The organism is Ruegeria sp. CDSC002, assembly GCF_059610905.1.
The window spans coordinates 196,916-210,003 of record NZ_JBXWOM010000006.1; the positions used below are offsets into that span (position 1 = coordinate 196,916).

At 55.1% G+C, this 13,088-nt stretch carries 21 protein-coding genes and 1 pseudogene; 16 read left to right on the plus strand and 6 right to left on the minus strand.

From position 1 onward, the window contains the following. Positions 1 to 158 precede the first annotated feature (158 nt). On the minus strand, positions 159 to 638 hold the full coding sequence (locus tag AC2FJE_RS13040; RefSeq protein WP_496761019.1) for a hypothetical protein: 480 nt from the start codon (positions 636 to 638) through the stop codon (positions 159 to 161). Between the two features lie 20 nt (positions 639 to 658). Between AC2FJE_RS13040 and AC2FJE_RS13045 the strand changes: the two genes are divergently transcribed. The 15 genes from AC2FJE_RS13045 to AC2FJE_RS13115 all read left to right on the plus strand — a co-directional run bounded on the left by AC2FJE_RS13045 (position 659) and on the right by AC2FJE_RS13115 (position 6,793). Continuing rightward, positions 659 to 1,150, plus strand: coding sequence for a hypothetical protein (locus tag AC2FJE_RS13045; RefSeq protein WP_496761020.1), 492 nt, complete (start codon positions 659 to 661; stop codon positions 1,148 to 1,150). 283 nt (positions 1,151 to 1,433) lie between these two features. After that, complete coding sequence (locus AC2FJE_RS13050) at positions 1,434 to 1,913, plus strand: hypothetical protein (protein WP_496761021.1); 480 nt, start codon at positions 1,434 to 1,436, stop codon at positions 1,911 to 1,913. 45 nt (positions 1,914 to 1,958) lie between these two features. Next, the gene (locus tag AC2FJE_RS13055; protein WP_496761022.1) at positions 1,959 to 2,165 is read left to right on the plus strand and encodes a hypothetical protein; all 207 of its coding nucleotides are present in this window, start codon (positions 1,959 to 1,961) and stop codon (positions 2,163 to 2,165) included. A gap of 138 nt (positions 2,166 to 2,303) precedes the next feature. Further along, the gene (locus tag AC2FJE_RS13060) at positions 2,304 to 2,843 is read left to right on the plus strand and encodes a hypothetical protein (RefSeq protein ID WP_496761023.1); all 540 of its coding nucleotides are present in this window, start codon (positions 2,304 to 2,306) and stop codon (positions 2,841 to 2,843) included. Next, a complete protein-coding gene (locus AC2FJE_RS13065; RefSeq protein WP_496761024.1) occupies positions 2,844 to 3,260 on the plus strand; it encodes a hypothetical protein in 417 nt (138 codons plus the stop codon). It abuts the gene before it with no gap. After that, a complete protein-coding gene (locus AC2FJE_RS13070) occupies positions 3,253 to 3,495 on the plus strand; it encodes a hypothetical protein (RefSeq protein ID WP_496761025.1) in 243 nt (80 codons plus the stop codon). The genes AC2FJE_RS13065 and AC2FJE_RS13070 overlap by 8 nt, the downstream gene beginning before the upstream one ends. 1 nt (position 3,496) lies before the next feature. After that, positions 3,497 to 4,909: a phage major capsid protein gene (locus AC2FJE_RS13075; RefSeq protein ID WP_496761026.1), complete on the plus strand. Its 1,413-nt coding sequence runs from the start codon at positions 3,497 to 3,499 to the stop codon at positions 4,907 to 4,909. 1 nt (position 4,910) lies between these two features. Then, the gene (locus tag AC2FJE_RS13080; protein WP_496761027.1) at positions 4,911 to 5,141 is read left to right on the plus strand and encodes a hypothetical protein; all 231 of its coding nucleotides are present in this window, start codon (positions 4,911 to 4,913) and stop codon (positions 5,139 to 5,141) included. Beyond that, positions 5,138 to 5,362: a hypothetical protein gene (locus AC2FJE_RS13085; protein ID WP_496761028.1), complete on the plus strand. Its 225-nt coding sequence runs from the start codon at positions 5,138 to 5,140 to the stop codon at positions 5,360 to 5,362. The genes AC2FJE_RS13080 and AC2FJE_RS13085 overlap by 4 nt, the downstream gene beginning before the upstream one ends. After that, complete coding sequence (locus AC2FJE_RS13090) at positions 5,359 to 5,535, plus strand: hypothetical protein (RefSeq protein ID WP_496761029.1); 177 nt, start codon at positions 5,359 to 5,361, stop codon at positions 5,533 to 5,535. Before AC2FJE_RS13085 ends, AC2FJE_RS13090 begins: the two co-directional genes overlap by 4 nt. A gap of 41 nt (positions 5,536 to 5,576) precedes the next feature. Continuing rightward, positions 5,577 to 5,738, plus strand: coding sequence for a hypothetical protein (locus AC2FJE_RS13095; RefSeq protein ID WP_496761030.1), 162 nt, complete (start codon positions 5,577 to 5,579; stop codon positions 5,736 to 5,738). Beyond that, a complete protein-coding gene (locus AC2FJE_RS13100; protein WP_496761031.1) occupies positions 5,735 to 5,917 on the plus strand; it encodes a hypothetical protein in 183 nt (60 codons plus the stop codon). The genes AC2FJE_RS13095 and AC2FJE_RS13100 overlap by 4 nt, the downstream gene beginning before the upstream one ends. Continuing rightward, on the plus strand, positions 5,904 to 6,137 hold the full coding sequence (locus AC2FJE_RS13105; RefSeq protein ID WP_496761032.1) for a hypothetical protein: 234 nt from the start codon (positions 5,904 to 5,906) through the stop codon (positions 6,135 to 6,137). The genes AC2FJE_RS13100 and AC2FJE_RS13105 overlap by 14 nt, the downstream gene beginning before the upstream one ends. Next, positions 6,137 to 6,463 carry a hypothetical protein gene (locus tag AC2FJE_RS13110; RefSeq protein WP_496761033.1) on the plus strand — a complete coding sequence of 109 codons (327 nt, stop codon included), beginning with the start codon at positions 6,137 to 6,139 and terminating at the stop codon, positions 6,461 to 6,463. The genes AC2FJE_RS13105 and AC2FJE_RS13110 overlap by 1 nt, the downstream gene beginning before the upstream one ends. Positions 6,464 to 6,598: 135 nt before the next feature. Next, positions 6,599 to 6,793: a hypothetical protein gene (locus AC2FJE_RS13115; protein ID WP_496761034.1), complete on the plus strand. Its 195-nt coding sequence runs from the start codon at positions 6,599 to 6,601 to the stop codon at positions 6,791 to 6,793. Between the two features lie 721 nt (positions 6,794 to 7,514). On the opposite strand, the gene AC2FJE_RS13120 is transcribed toward AC2FJE_RS13115, so the two are convergent. Together AC2FJE_RS13120 and AC2FJE_RS13125 are read right to left on the minus strand one after the other, a co-directional pair. Next, positions 7,515 to 7,976, minus strand: a complete 462-nt coding sequence (locus AC2FJE_RS13120) for a hypothetical protein (RefSeq protein WP_496761035.1) — start codon at positions 7,974 to 7,976, stop codon at positions 7,515 to 7,517. Beyond that, a complete protein-coding gene (locus AC2FJE_RS13125; RefSeq protein WP_496761036.1) occupies positions 7,973 to 8,383 on the minus strand; it encodes a hypothetical protein in 411 nt (136 codons plus the stop codon). The genes AC2FJE_RS13120 and AC2FJE_RS13125 overlap by 4 nt, the downstream gene beginning before the upstream one ends. Positions 8,384 to 8,687: 304 nt before the next feature. Here AC2FJE_RS13125 and AC2FJE_RS13130 point away from each other — a divergent pair, with 304 nt between their 5' ends. Then, positions 8,688 to 9,824, plus strand: coding sequence for an SEL1-like repeat protein (locus AC2FJE_RS13130; RefSeq protein ID WP_496761037.1), 1,137 nt, complete (start codon positions 8,688 to 8,690; stop codon positions 9,822 to 9,824). Positions 9,825 to 10,167: 343 nt separating this feature from the next. Here the strand turns inward: AC2FJE_RS13130 and AC2FJE_RS13135 are convergent, their stop codons facing one another. From AC2FJE_RS13135 to lpdA, 3 genes and pseudogenes are all read right to left on the minus strand, one after another. After that, on the minus strand, positions 10,168 to 10,614 hold the full coding sequence (locus AC2FJE_RS13135) for a phasin family protein (RefSeq protein ID WP_058274073.1): 447 nt from the start codon (positions 10,612 to 10,614) through the stop codon (positions 10,168 to 10,170). Positions 10,615 to 11,072: 458 nt separating this feature from the next. Beyond that, positions 11,073 to 11,342: pseudogene (locus AC2FJE_RS13140) on the minus strand (Re/Si-specific NAD(P)(+) transhydrogenase subunit alpha); the annotation flags it as partial. A gap of 10 nt (positions 11,343 to 11,352) precedes the next feature. Continuing rightward, a complete protein-coding gene (lpdA, locus tag AC2FJE_RS13145) occupies positions 11,353 to 13,083 on the minus strand; it encodes a dihydrolipoyl dehydrogenase (protein ID WP_496754526.1) in 1,731 nt (576 codons plus the stop codon). Positions 13,084 to 13,088: the final 5 nt, after the last annotated feature.

A 13,088-nucleotide genomic window follows, 5' to 3' on the forward strand; every position in this document is an offset into this window, starting at 1 on the left:
ACCGGAGCAATAGCGCAAGGTTCGTGCGTTGGTTTGTAAACGTGACAAGCAGTGCTGCACGAACAGTGGTTGTGAATACTTCCAAAATTAGAAACGGGATGGCTCTAGATCCACCGCGATGATCTGCAATTCAGATTTCAAAGACCTACAAATTCAGACTACTTATACCTTTCAAGAAACTGCCAATGATCGGCGTATTCCGCATTTCCACAATCGACCAACGCCCAATCAACCAATGCAAACCAATTATTTGGTTCATCCAACTGGTTGTCTTTCTGCAACGAAGCGTACGCCTTCGCAGCTTCTTCCTTTCTATTGTAGAAAAGTTCCATGCTCATTTTTCTATGAATCGCCAATGTAGCGTTTTGCAGCATTCTTAGTTCGTCTTGGGTGAATACGTAAACGTGTCCGTCTGAAACGTTTACCATACCTTTGTTCCATCGAAGCTGCTGCAGCCGTGTTGTGTGGAAGGCCACCGCTTCCTGGAGGCAGCCATCATACCGTATGATTTGCTCCGCTTCTTCAAATGAAAGGTCAGAATCATAGACGTCTTGGAGCCATTGGTTTGTCCCAGCTTGAACAGATTCAACACTTGCAAATAGTAGCATCATAGATGCCAACACTACCGACATATTCATCTCGAGTTCTTTCCCAGCACATGAAACAGGTATCCTATAGTTGGACGCCTGGCTTCAAACTGTCCACACTCGCGCTATGCCTGATCCGTTCTACAGCAGCAAGCAATGGCGCAAGGTTCGTGCGTTGGTTCGAAAGCGTGACCGACAGTGCTGCACCAACTGTGGTCGTGACGTGCGCAAACGTGGTGCTGGTTTGGTGGATCACATCAAGCCCCGATCCAGTCACCCAGACCTTGCGATGTTCCCGCCAAATCTGCGGACGTTGTGCTGGCCGTGCCATAACGCCCGCCACAGTGATCTGCGGCATGGGCGTGCGGAGCGTCCGACGATTGGTGCCGATGGTTTCCCTGTTGGATCGGAATGGTCGAACCTCAGTAAGCGTGACGATGATGATGATGGTGACACGTGATGATCATTCGTTGATTGATTGCGATCTGGTCACCAGCACCACAGCAACACCAGCCACCCCCCTGCCCTGCCCATCACCTGATCGACCGATGACTGATCGATGACTGACCGTGTTGGTGCGTCGTGTGTTTAAGCTGGGGCGGGGTATGCCGAAGCATGATCGGGAGGCGCGGCACCGACGGGTGGGGTTAATTTTAATAACTAACTGCGAAAACGACCTTAGTAAAAAGTTGTATATTCGCCCCGCTATATGCCGCCAGATCGCCATCAAATTACCGTCCAAGTACGCTGGATTAGATCGGATCAGATCAAAATCCTTCCAGTTACTGTAAGGTTTGGTATAATCGCCCTGACTCACGCGTTCCGGCGCACGATCAGGATCACCATATGTCCAACAACCGCAGCGACAGCACCAGCCGACAAGTGGAGAACGTAGCCAACGCATCGAAGCTGCACGGGTGGCCTGATGAAGCTGGAACGCCCAACGCCCGCGACGTTGAGTTGTTCAATCGAATGCAGGAACAGCGCAGCCATACGGACTGGACGCCCTTCGACCTGATCAGCGCAGCCAATCTGGCCAAACTGCAATCCGACCTTGTAGAGCAACACGATCTGTTACGCGCCGAAGGTGTGATCAGTTACGGGGGGAAAACTGGGCTGGTGCCGATCCAAAATCCGCGCGTGCGGATCGTCTCGGATTTGAACGGTCAGGTGAACAGCTTGGCCCGTCGTTTAGGGTTCACATCTGCCAGCCTGCCCGACCGAAAGAAACGCGCCAACAATGCAGCCGCCGAACGTGAAGCCCGCAAGCACACTGACCAGCCGACCCATGAAGGCAACCGCCCGCGACGGCAGTCGTTGATCTGATGGCCAAACGCCGACGCCCGCCCAAACGTCAAAGGATCGCCGCCCGTGAAGCAGCCAAACCTGAACCACATCGACCCGAACGCGTGCGCAACCCTGTGGTGCGAAGCGATCCGCCAGCACGTCAAAGCAGCGACCAAGGGCGACGAAAGCAGTAAGATTTGGTTGAGCCGTGACGGGTTGCTGGTGGCGTCGATGATCGGTGCAGATGTCGAAGCCTATTGGCGTGCGGTTTCCGATCTGGCGTTGTCTTAAATCTGTTTCCAGGTACTTCGGCGTAATACGACATCTGGTATTACTTTTTCGTTTTTGTACTCGGTTTATACCATATCTGGTAACGAATCGTTTTTCGTGCATATGATGGCTGCGAACCAAATCGATTGGACCGCGCCGATGACACTTACAGTCACAACAGCCCCGAACCTGACCAGAAAACTGGTGCATGGTCAGGGATACACGCGGTCACGATTGGATCAGATCAGTAAATCCGAAGAATCTGGAACAGCAGGCGCGACCGAAGAACGTCTGAAGCTGACCGCCTACATTCAACGCGACATCGACCGTGCCAATCAGGCCATCACCGACACGCGATCCGCAGCGGCCCGCTATGCCAAGGGGGCATCGATCCTGCGTGGTGGTACCAGCACCGTGACCAGTGATCCGTTGCACGTCATGTGCGCCGATCTACATCGCATGAATGCCCAATCGGTTGGGCATTTGGCCGACCAGATGGATCGGATCGCGGATCGGGCCGAACAGGCGGCTGACAAATCCGCCGACCGAATGGCCAAGGCCGATCTTGATCTGAAGGCCACAGCCGCACTGGCCCGATATCTCGCAAAGCTGGCAGACCGAAAATTCCGCAAAGACAAATCAACCGAACGCGACCGCCAGAACTATCTGGCGTTACGACGCGCTGCCAAGGGGGCATAAATGTCTGGAAACCCGTTCCGTAACGACCAGCAAAATCCATACGACCTGCCGATGGTCAACGGCCAGCCCGTTGGCGGCACAAGATCATCACAAGACCTGAATGCCGTGGTTTACGACAGCCAAACCGACAGCGTAAATCCCGCAGGTCTCGCGTTCACAAGATCGATTTTGAATCAGGTCGACAAACGCACGTTGAGCGCCGACGACATTGCTGGTGCCATGGCAAATTTGATCAGCCCGTTGATCGAACGCATCGACACGCTTGAGCGGCAATTGGACGTGAAGCGATCCGACTCAGCCGCCGCGATCCAGTCGGAAATTGACGGATTTCTGGGTGCCGAAGAACCGACATTGAATGACCTGAACCGTATGGCCGACGACCATCGCAAACGCATGGAAGGAATCCGCAATGGCTAAACTGATCGACGTCCGAACGATCATGACGGAATTGCCGATCAGGGTCCGACGGACCAAGGCGCAAATGGTTGGTGAATTGCTAGCCGAGGGCAAAAGCACATCTGAGGCCAGGACGATTTCCGACGCCGCACACAAGCGCACCTATCGCGCATGGCTTTGCGATTTCGAAGATCAGCACGGGCCGGGTCTGGCCGACGCGGCTGAACGAACACTGAAAAGAATTGGAGTATTTTAAGATGCCCAAAGACATGACCAAATACGCCAACGCATTCGATGGCGACATCAGCGAAGACAAAAAAGCCCGCCGCCTGATCGACGCTGAACGCAAAGCGGCATTGTTCGATGCGGCCATGGCTGAAGCGAAGGAAATCCCGCAACGCTTGGATCAGGTGAAGCGGCTGGAAGCCAAAGTGGATGCACTGACTAAGGCTGTTGAACGCCCTGTCACGGTCGAAGCCCGCCTGAAGCAGCCCGCCAAGCCCTGTGTCGGCATGAAGCGGCCAGACCTGCTGAAATGCGTCACAGCAGGCGTTGTGGGCGAGTTTATGCGCCGTGTGAAGCAAACCCCCGTGGAAGACACGTTGCGGGTGCTGTTGCCCGACGACACCAACCGACTGGCGCGTCAGGTGGCGAAAGGGATGATGCAAAACAAAGCCGCATCTGATCCAGCCACCACAACAGCGGCTGGTTGGGCGGCAGAACTGGTTCGGTCGGATGTTCTGGCTTTCTGGTCGAAGCTGGCACCAATCAGCATTCTAGGTGAGCTGATCGACCGCAGCCTGATAAATTCGCTTGAGTTTGGCGACAACCGTAGCCTGACCGTGCCGCACCGTGGCGCGGACAATTACGGCAAGATGAAACCCGCTTGGATCGCGGAAGGTGCAACCATCCCCGTGCTGAAGGGTGCGCTGGGTAGCATGTCCCTTTACCGTCACAAACTGGCTGCGATCAGTGCGTTTTCGAACGAACTGGCCGACACGTCGATCCCGAACATTGCAGCCGTTGCGGAACAGTTCATTCTGGATGATCTGTCGGTGGCACTGGATGAGAAATTTACATCCACGGATGCGCCGTTGGTGGGCATTATGCCCAGCGGTATCCGCAACGGCATTGCCGCGCTGACGCCACTTGCCGACCCACTTCGGGACTTGGTCGCGCTGGTCACTGCGATGGCTACTTACCGCGCCCGTCGTCCCGTTCTGGTCACCGATGTGACAACCGCCCTGAAACTTCAGTTTCATATGGTGGACGGCAAATTCCTGTTCCGCGACGAAATCGAAACCAAGGGTTCGGTTATGGGCGTTCCGCTGATCGTCAGTGCTAATGCACCCGCGTTCGTCATGACGATTATGGACGGCAACAGCGTATTCGCCCTGCTTGGCATTCCAGAGATTGATCTGTCCAGCACCGTCACGCTGGCCATGGCCAACGCGGATGCCAATGCACCGACCATGGACGCCGATCAGGATGGTGCGGTCAGTGATGGGGAAGCGATCCACATTTCCGATGCTGCCACGACCACACCACCAACTGAAGTGCGGTCAATGTTCCAAACGAATAGCACGGCAATCCGTACCGTTTTGGACGGCGCAAGCTGGAACGTGATGCACCCTGACGCGGTCGCGTGGGTCAGCACAGCGGGATATTGATATGCGCCAGATCAGCCTGACCCAGCACCGTCACAGCACCGAAACGTCGGTTTACATCGACGGCAAAACCAGCACGGCCACCACGCCCGATCAGATCGGGGCGATACTGGTCAAGGCGGGCGTTCGGCATAACGATCAGGTTTCGTGGATGGCACCCAACGGGCGCGTGGATCGCCTGTTGGCTGCGCAGTTCATGCCGCCTGCGAACGTGAAGAAAGGGAAGCGCAAATGAACCTTAAAATCTACAACCGCGCTGGCCAATACGTCCGCGATCTGCACGTCACCACCGCCATGCGCCGTGAACCCGATCCGCACCGTGAAGGCTATACAAAGAACTATATGGGGTCGCGGATGGTCGGCTGGACCAAGAAAGGCGAAGAACCGAAACCGCATCCAGCGGCCCGCCATGACGGTCTGATCATGATGGATTACACAACGCAGGTGACACCATGACACCGCGCAGGAACAAGTTCGGCGTGTTGCTTGAACCGCCAGTGGATGAAGCCGTCTATGACCTGCAACGAACCGTTGCGACCGATCTGGTTCAGCTTGGCGACAGCAACGGGTTGAACGCAGCCATTTGGCACCCGCTTTACATCCGCCCGTCTGAAGTCCCGACGCCATAACCCGAATACCTGGAAACTGAACAATGCCCTTTGATGGTCCTATGCCCCGCAAAAAACGCCAACCCAAAAAGCCCGTTTACGACCGCGATGCAGCCGCTGTGGCCGTGCAGCGCGAACTGAAGCGACCACTGACTTGGGATGAGTACGTCAAGATTTGGAACAGCCTGACCCGCGAAATGGGTGAGTCGGATTTCTTGGAATGAAGAAACAACATGAATCCCTGCACGTCGCCATGGTCGCCAACGCAAAATCGTGGCCCGATCTGCGCAACGCCCATACGGATCGGCTGGTCGGTCGTGCCGAGTCATGCAAGGCCGCCGGTCTGCATCTGGCCGCACGGGTGCTGCGTCGGGAAATCGAGGCACGCAATGATCGCGTTTGATCTGGATAGCACGACGGGCGAATTGACCAGCGAAGGCCAAACGCTTGGCGTGGCCAAAGATCAGATGGACGCCAGCATGAAGGTCTGTGAACACCTTTGCCTTTGTGGTGACGACACCGAAATTTCTATGAACGAACACGTCAAAGAACTGGGTGATCTGCGCGAGTGGTTGAGCCGCGTTGTGTCCGAAGCCGAATGCGAGAATGAGCCGATACACTGATGGAAACGCACGACTACATTTACATGGAATTGATGGACGCGCTGAAGCCGTTCAGGGACCGTGGTATCAGCACAACCGTTTGGGTGCGCGAAGACTCAGCAAGTCCAAATCTGGTCGTGTACGTGAAGGTTTCAGACTTCGTTCTGATGGACTGTGAACGGGTGACGATGGCCATGGGCGCAGGCGACATTCTTCAGTCGATAATGGTTCGCTTGTGGCCCGATCTTGTCCCGCTGCTTCGGATAGCAGGCACGACCATTCCACGACCGTTTCAGGTAACTTCATCGCCACGTCTCACATCTGTTGAAAGTGTAATACAAGAATAACACAGTTTGGTCAGTGTGCGTTTATTCCTTCGCTAACGCGTCGGCACACGGCCCGCCCGTCACATCGCCGCATACGATGTGACGGGCAATAAAAAACGCTTTGACACCCGCTAGAACAAAATCAGAACATGCAGTATGGAACGTTGGCCCCGAACAATCCCACATGACCTGAAGTGCAAGCTGGAAAGTTTGCGCGAATATCGCAGCGCGCCTTCGTTGCAGGACGACTGGTCTGCGATCTTTGAGTGGCTGAACAAGCACAACGTGAAGCCACCAGAAAACCCGTTGCCGACCGAACCTGAGTTACGCGGCCCGGTCGGCCACTCTTGACGGAAAACAACTCTTTACCCCTCGTCCCCCAAAAAAACCCGCGCTGAACGGGGGGGACCCTTCGAACAACGCGGGGGCAGTTGGGGTACCTTAGTTACGGCACGGCACGCGGGCTGGATCAGTCAGAGCATTCAAAATAGCAAATTCAGTCTATCGGCACAAAAAAACCTCCGCTCAGATGGGGCGGGGTTGTTTTTGTGTCTGGTCGCCCGCAACGGGCCGATGAAAACCGTTGCGGGCTGTGTCGCGGGGCAGTGGCGCGTGTGGTGCGACAAGGGAATAAATCCCCCGCCGACAATTCGTGTTAATGTCTTACCAAATCGATGGTCGGATGGTGATGGGCGAGTCGTGGTGAAAAGAACAGACGGTCAAGTTTTCGCGGGTTGGCTTCGTGCCGAAGCATCAGCCGCGCAAGGTCCACACGATGCCGCCATAGGACTTCGTAAATCTTATCCAGCACGCCTTCAGCCGACGACCAGAACACCGTTCCCATCACGGACGCGCCCTCTATCCAAATCTGAACGGCTATTTCTTCAGCGTTCAACTAGACCGAACTGACCGTCACGCGCACGCCTTGATCCACGAACGGCTGAAGACCTTCGGCAAACATGTCTTTGATAAAGTCGGCGTCGTCTTCGTAATAGTCCATCAGTGTATCGGCTCGTTTTCGCAATTGGCTTCGGTCACAGCGCCTCAACGCTGCCCTAGGTGGTCATCCTAGCTAGTGGGAGGGTTGATCGTTTTCAGCACCAAACGGGTCATCATCTCGGAGGCAGTTTCCAGCGGCGATTAAGATTTGGTATTCCCACAGAGGGACCACCTGATCGAAGTAGTCATAGTACTTCTTCAAGGCATCCGCTTTGGGCACTGCAGCGAGTACACCAGCGGCCCTATGATCGATGAAAGGGGTTGCCTCTACGACCCTGTTATATTCAGACACGAGGCCATGCACAGTCTGCAGCAACTGGCGCTCTACGGTTTCCTTCCCCGGCCAATCAGGCAAGAAAGGCTCATCCCCATAGAAGTTATGCTCAGACGTGGCGACTTCCTCAGCACACAGATAGACCGATCTTACGTGCTGCGCATAGTCAGACGTTTGGGCTTTCGCTACGCTGACTGAGAACAGGACAGCAAAGCCAAATGCCGCGGCCGCCTGAATGGTTCTTACGAATAAACGTTTCATTGTCCATTCCCGTTGATAAGACAGGCCCCAACAATCCCAACCACCTCATAAGTGGCCCAGTATAATGGGCCTCTATCGTCGTTGTACTTGCCTGCAGCAAACCCCTGCCCGTAACTGGCGCTATGCATCGCTGCCCATCTAGCCTCCTTGTCCTTCGAAAGCAGTTGCACGTAGCGGTAGGTCATGGTTATTGAAATGTCCGTGATAATATTCAGCCGCTCATCACCAGCGGGGACGCTGTCTGGCCATTCAACCTGATTGTGTGCTTGTGTTAAACCGCAGGATACAATGTTATCATGCAGGTCCAGAAACATTTGGTCATCAGCCTTAACTAGAGACGCGAACAGCGTTGCCGCCAGTATCCCGGTCCCGGTGACTTTCAGTGTGTTTGAGAGTGTTCGTCCCATATCAGTATCCGCCTGTAAGTTTGATTTTCATGTTCGACCAGTCACGGTCAAAGACCAGCCCGCGCTTAAACGACAAATTATTCCGCGCGGCACCTAGCAGCGAAATGACCAGTATCAGATCAATTTGCGACGACCAGCGTCTGAAACGAAATATCAAACACATGCAAATAGCGGTCCCCATGTGTCTTAAGCTGCCTTAAAACTGTTGCAATTTTCCCCGCCAGTACACGCAGCGACAAGTTGCTACTTGGCTTTGCTTTTCAATACACAAATGGTCTCACATTGAAACTATAGGGGTGTTGTTTTGAAACGTATTTTCCAAATTGCTGCGGTCGCTACAATTCTGACAACGGGCGGGCATACTTTGTGGGCGCAGGACTTCGACAAGGGTTTCGATGCTTACATGGCTGACGATTTTGATACTGCGCTACAAGAGTTGCTACCCGTCGCAGAACAAGGGAACAGTATCGCGCAGTCGATGCTTGGCGTTATGTATCACGAAGGCAAGGGCGTACCGCAAACCTACAAATTGGCGGAGTTATGGTTTCGCTTGGCGGCAGAACAAGGGGATGGAATCGCGCAGTTCTATCTTGGCAGTTACTATGAAAAAGGCGAGGTAGTCCCGCAGGATTTCGCAGAAGCGGTGAAGTGGTATCGCTTGGCGGCAGAACACGAGATACCCACCGCGCAGTTCAATCTGGGTTTTATGTACTATGAAGGTAAAGGTGTTCCGCAGGATTACGCAGAAGCAATCAAGTGGTATCGTCTGGCGGCAGAACAAGGGGTCGCAAATGCGCAATACAACCTTGGTGCTATTTACAATAATGGCGACGGAGTTCCGCCGAACTACGCCGAGGCGGTGAAGTGGTTTCACCTGGCGGCAGAACAAGGGCACGCAGAGGCGCAGTATTTTCTTGGCAGTTACTATGATGCAGGCAATTCAGTTCCGCAGGATTACGCAGAAGCGTTCAAGTGGTTTCGCTTGGCTGCAGAACAAGGGCTTGCAGAGGCGCAGTATTTTCTTGGCAGTTACTATAATGCAGGCAATTCAGTTCCGCAGGATTACGCAGAAGCGTTCAAGTGGTATCGCCTGGCGGCAGAACAAGGGAGCCCCGGTGCGCGGCACAATGTTGGCGTTGCGTATGACAAAGGAAAAGGCGTTCAGCAGAACTACGCCGATGCGGTGAAGTGGTATCGCTTGGCGGCAGAACAAGGGTTCGCAGAGGCACAAAACAACCTTGGCTTAATGTATGCAATTGGCAAAGGCGTCATCCAGGACGATCTTTATGCTCACATGTGGTTCAATATTGGCGCTTCGCTTGGTTTTGATGGCGCAGTAACAAACCGAGAGAAAATCGTCCAAAGAATGACCGGCAGTGACATTTCCAAGGCGCAGGAATTAGCCAGAGACTGTGTCGCCAAGAACTATGAGGGGTGCTAAACTGCACATACACTGCACACCTAACATCGTACCAATCTGTTTTATAACGATATTCCATGCAGTCCATCATGGGTGCAACCGACAGCCTCGCGGCCTTGGTGACAAGGCCTGTTGAAGCCGACCGGCACTTTAAAACAGGGTTTGACGATGCGGTCATGGATGGGTCTCGGTGTACACTGAATAGGTGGCTTACTGCACCGGACGGCGTTTCGCAACCAAGGGCACACTGTGGTCAAGACGCGTCCCGATAAGACGCTCCACCAACAAAGAAAGGGCAGGTCTTTCGACCTGCCCTGCGCGATAGCACCGATTGGGAGGAGTGGGTGCGCCTCGCGGCGTTTGCTTACTTGGCGGCAGTTGCTTTCTTGGCAGCAGCTGTCACGTCGTTGGTGGCTTTTTTGACAGCCGCGGTTGTGTCTTCGGCTACATCTTTGCCAGCCGCCATCAGCAGCTCAACGGTTTCGGACTGAACTTTTTTCGCGATCTCTGCGAAGGCCGCCATGTTTTCAGCTGCAACTTCAGCCGATGCGCTGGCGAAGTCGGTTGCTGCCTTGGCGTAGTCTGCAGGCTCTGCCTTGGCTTTCGACATCTCGGTCAGCTTGGCCAGGGTGTCCTTGGTCCATTTGTTCGAGATCTCCGCCGACTTTTCAGCCGCTTCCAGTGCAACACCCGACAGCTTTTCGTTCAGCGTCGCGGTCGATTTGAAAGCACCTTCCAGAGCGGTGGTGTCAACGGGGAACGCGCCCATAACGTCTTTCAGGGTCGCGGTGAAGTCTTGCGTCTTTGCCATGTCTAAAATCCTTTTGCCGAACCGAGCCCACCCCGGTTTTCATCAGCTTGAGGACAATATGTATGCTGCAATGCGGCATTGCAAGATTTTTATTGCTGCATTGCAGAATTTTTCCACGGAGTGATTTAAAATCAACTGCTTGCCTTAACCTGCACATAGGTCCCCGGCACCGGCGCCAAGGTGGGATAGCCCGAATCGCCGGGCGCGCGCGCAGGCACCTGCTTGCCCGACTTCTTCTTCAGCTAGGCCTCCCACCGGTGGCGGCTGCGCCTCGGCAAAATTCCGAACAGATTGACCCCAAAACTCAATCCGCTACTCCAAAAGGCGCACGGAGTTTTTTCAAGTGACAAGACATCTTGGACCAAACCGCTCCGCTTAGTCGATCAATGGCAGGAGTTTGTCGAGGCTTGCCCTTGCACCGCCGTAGAACATGCGGGTGTTTTCTTTGAAGATCAGCGAGTTTTTGATGCCCGAGCACCCGGTGTCCTGGCCTCGTTTAGCTGACGCACCTTGGCAACAATGTCGACCGCCTTCCACAGAGCCGCAGCCGTCTTGACGACCTCACCCCCTGCAGCCTCATACGACGCATCAGAAAACCCGACCGCAACGCCCGCACCCTTCTCAATCAGGCACTCATAGCCCAACTTCTGAAGCTGCAACGCCGACTCAGGCATCATCCCAACACGGTTCTCACCGTCATAAGTCTCTCTCAGTGTGCCTATCTTCATCGCCATGATCCTAGCTGCGTTTCTTGGGCGGGATGAGATCGGTGATCGTGCCCTCGAACATCTCGGCCGCGAAGTTCACTGTCTCGCTCAGCGTCGGGTGGGGGTGGATCGTGTGACCAAGATCGACCGCGTCCGCCCCCATTTCGATGGCCAGAGCAGTCTCGGAGATCAGATCACCGGCGTTGGTGCCGACGATGCAGGCACCCACGATGCGCTGATCCTGTGGATCGAACAGCAGCTTGGTGATGCCTTCGGATCGGCCATTGGACAGAGATTTGCCCGACGCGGCCCACGGGAACACGCCTTTTTCGACCTTGATCCCCTTGGCCTTGGCGTCGGTCTCAGTCAGGCCACACCAAGCCACTTCCGGGTCGGTATAGGCGACCGAAGGGATCAGTTTCGCGTCGAAGAACCGCTTGTGACCGGCGGCAACCTCGGCTGCAACTTTGCCTTCGTGCACGGCCTTGTGCGCCAGCATCGGCTGGCCGACTAGATCACCGATGGCGAAGATATGCGGCACGCCGGTGCGCAATTGGTTGTCCACGGCAATAAACCCATGCTCATCCACCGCGACCCCGGCCTTTTTGGCGTCGATCAGCTTGCCATTGGGCTTGCGTCCCACAGCCACCAGAACCTTATCAAATGTGTCGGTGAAGCTGTCGCCCTTGTCATCCTCGAACGTGACCTTGAGGCCCTTTTTCAACGGTTCAATCGCTGTGACCTTGGTCTTTAGGAAAATGTTCTCGTACCGGCCCTTGATGCGGGTCATCAGAGGTTTAACGATATCCTTGTCCGCACCAGGGATAATCTGATCCATCAACTCGACCACGGTGATGTCCGAGCCCAGCGCGTCATAAACGCAAGCCATCTCCAGACCGATGATACCGCCGCCCAGAACCAGCATCCGCTTTGGAACATCCGCCAGTTCCAGCGCACCGGTCGAGTCGATCACGCGGTCGTCATCATGGGGGAGAAAGGGCAGCTCAACCGGTTCAGATCCCGCCGCAATGATGCATTGGTCAAAGGAAACCGTTGTCATTCCGTCATCGCCCACGACCTCAATCATGTTCGGACCCGAGAAGCGACCGTAGCCGCGCACGATCTGAACCTTGCGACCCTTGGACAAACCGTCCAAACCGCCGGTCAGTTTGCCGACAACGCTGTCTTTGAAGGCGCGCAATTCGTCCAGGTCAATCTTGGGCTTGCCAAAGCTGACACCATGTGCGCCCATCTCTTCGGCCTCGGTGATGACCTTTGCCACGTGCAACAACGCCTTCGAAGGGATACAGCCCACGTTCAGGCAGACACCGCCCAGCGTCGGATTGCGCTCGATCATTACAACCTTTTTGCCCAGATCTGCGGCGCGGAAGGCTGCGGTGTAACCACCGGGGCCCGAGCCCAGCACAACCACTTCGGCATGTACGTCGCCCTGCCCGGCTGCAGTGCCGGTGGCGGCCACAGCCTGCAGTACGGCGGGTGCTTCTGCTGGCGCGGCCTCGGGTGTTGCGCTGTCGGCGGCTTCCAGTGTCAGGATCAGCGCGCCTTCCGAGACATTATCTCCTTCGGCAACGGCAATCGAGACGACCTTGCCATCGGCGGGGGACGGAACCTCCATCGTGGCCTTGTCGGATTCCAGTTCGATCAGCGGGTCTTCGGCGACGACGGTATCACCAACCGAGACAAGAATGCTGAGCACGGGCACATCGGAGAAATCACCGATATCGGGTACTTTGACGTCCATCTGAT

Excerpts from the sequence above, each read along its gene's own strand:
- AC2FJE_RS13115 (WP_496761034.1), top strand. The coding sequence starts at position 6,599 with ATGGAACGTTGGCCCCGAACAATCCCACATGACCTGAAGTGCAAGCTG.
- AC2FJE_RS13095 (WP_496761030.1), top strand. The coding sequence starts at position 5,577 with ATGCCCCGCAAAAAACGCCAACCCAAAAAGCCCGTTTACGACCGCGAT.
- AC2FJE_RS13110 (WP_496761033.1), top strand. The coding sequence starts at position 6,137 with ATGGAAACGCACGACTACATTTACATGGAATTGATGGACGCGCTGAAG.
- AC2FJE_RS13135 (WP_058274073.1), bottom strand. The coding sequence starts at position 10,614 with ATGGCAAAGACGCAAGACTTCACCGCGACCCTGAAAGACGTTATGGGC.
- AC2FJE_RS13040 (WP_496761019.1), bottom strand. The coding sequence starts at position 638 with ATGAATATGTCGGTAGTGTTGGCATCTATGATGCTACTATTTGCAAGT.
- AC2FJE_RS13120 (WP_496761035.1), bottom strand. The coding sequence starts at position 7,976 with ATGAAACGTTTATTCGTAAGAACCATTCAGGCGGCCGCGGCATTTGGC.
- AC2FJE_RS13080 (WP_496761027.1), top strand. The coding sequence starts at position 4,911 with ATGCGCCAGATCAGCCTGACCCAGCACCGTCACAGCACCGAAACGTCG.
- AC2FJE_RS13075 (WP_496761026.1), top strand. The coding sequence starts at position 3,497 with ATGCCCAAAGACATGACCAAATACGCCAACGCATTCGATGGCGACATC.
- AC2FJE_RS13105 (WP_496761032.1), top strand. The coding sequence starts at position 5,904 with ATGATCGCGTTTGATCTGGATAGCACGACGGGCGAATTGACCAGCGAA.
- AC2FJE_RS13090 (WP_496761029.1), top strand. The coding sequence starts at position 5,359 with ATGACACCGCGCAGGAACAAGTTCGGCGTGTTGCTTGAACCGCCAGTG.
- AC2FJE_RS13045 (WP_496761020.1), top strand. The coding sequence starts at position 659 with ATGAAACAGGTATCCTATAGTTGGACGCCTGGCTTCAAACTGTCCACA.
- AC2FJE_RS13125 (WP_496761036.1), bottom strand. The coding sequence starts at position 8,383 with ATGGGACGAACACTCTCAAACACACTGAAAGTCACCGGGACCGGGATA.
- AC2FJE_RS13065 (WP_496761024.1), top strand. The coding sequence starts at position 2,844 with ATGTCTGGAAACCCGTTCCGTAACGACCAGCAAAATCCATACGACCTG.
- AC2FJE_RS13050 (WP_496761021.1), top strand. The coding sequence starts at position 1,434 with ATGTCCAACAACCGCAGCGACAGCACCAGCCGACAAGTGGAGAACGTA.
- lpdA (WP_496754526.1), bottom strand. The coding sequence starts at position 13,083 with ATGGACGTCAAAGTACCCGATATCGGTGATTTCTCCGATGTGCCCGTG.
- AC2FJE_RS13070 (WP_496761025.1), top strand. The coding sequence starts at position 3,253 with ATGGCTAAACTGATCGACGTCCGAACGATCATGACGGAATTGCCGATC.
- AC2FJE_RS13100 (WP_496761031.1), top strand. The coding sequence starts at position 5,735 with ATGAAGAAACAACATGAATCCCTGCACGTCGCCATGGTCGCCAACGCA.
- AC2FJE_RS13060 (WP_496761023.1), top strand. The coding sequence starts at position 2,304 with ATGACACTTACAGTCACAACAGCCCCGAACCTGACCAGAAAACTGGTG.
- AC2FJE_RS13085 (WP_496761028.1), top strand. The coding sequence starts at position 5,138 with ATGAACCTTAAAATCTACAACCGCGCTGGCCAATACGTCCGCGATCTG.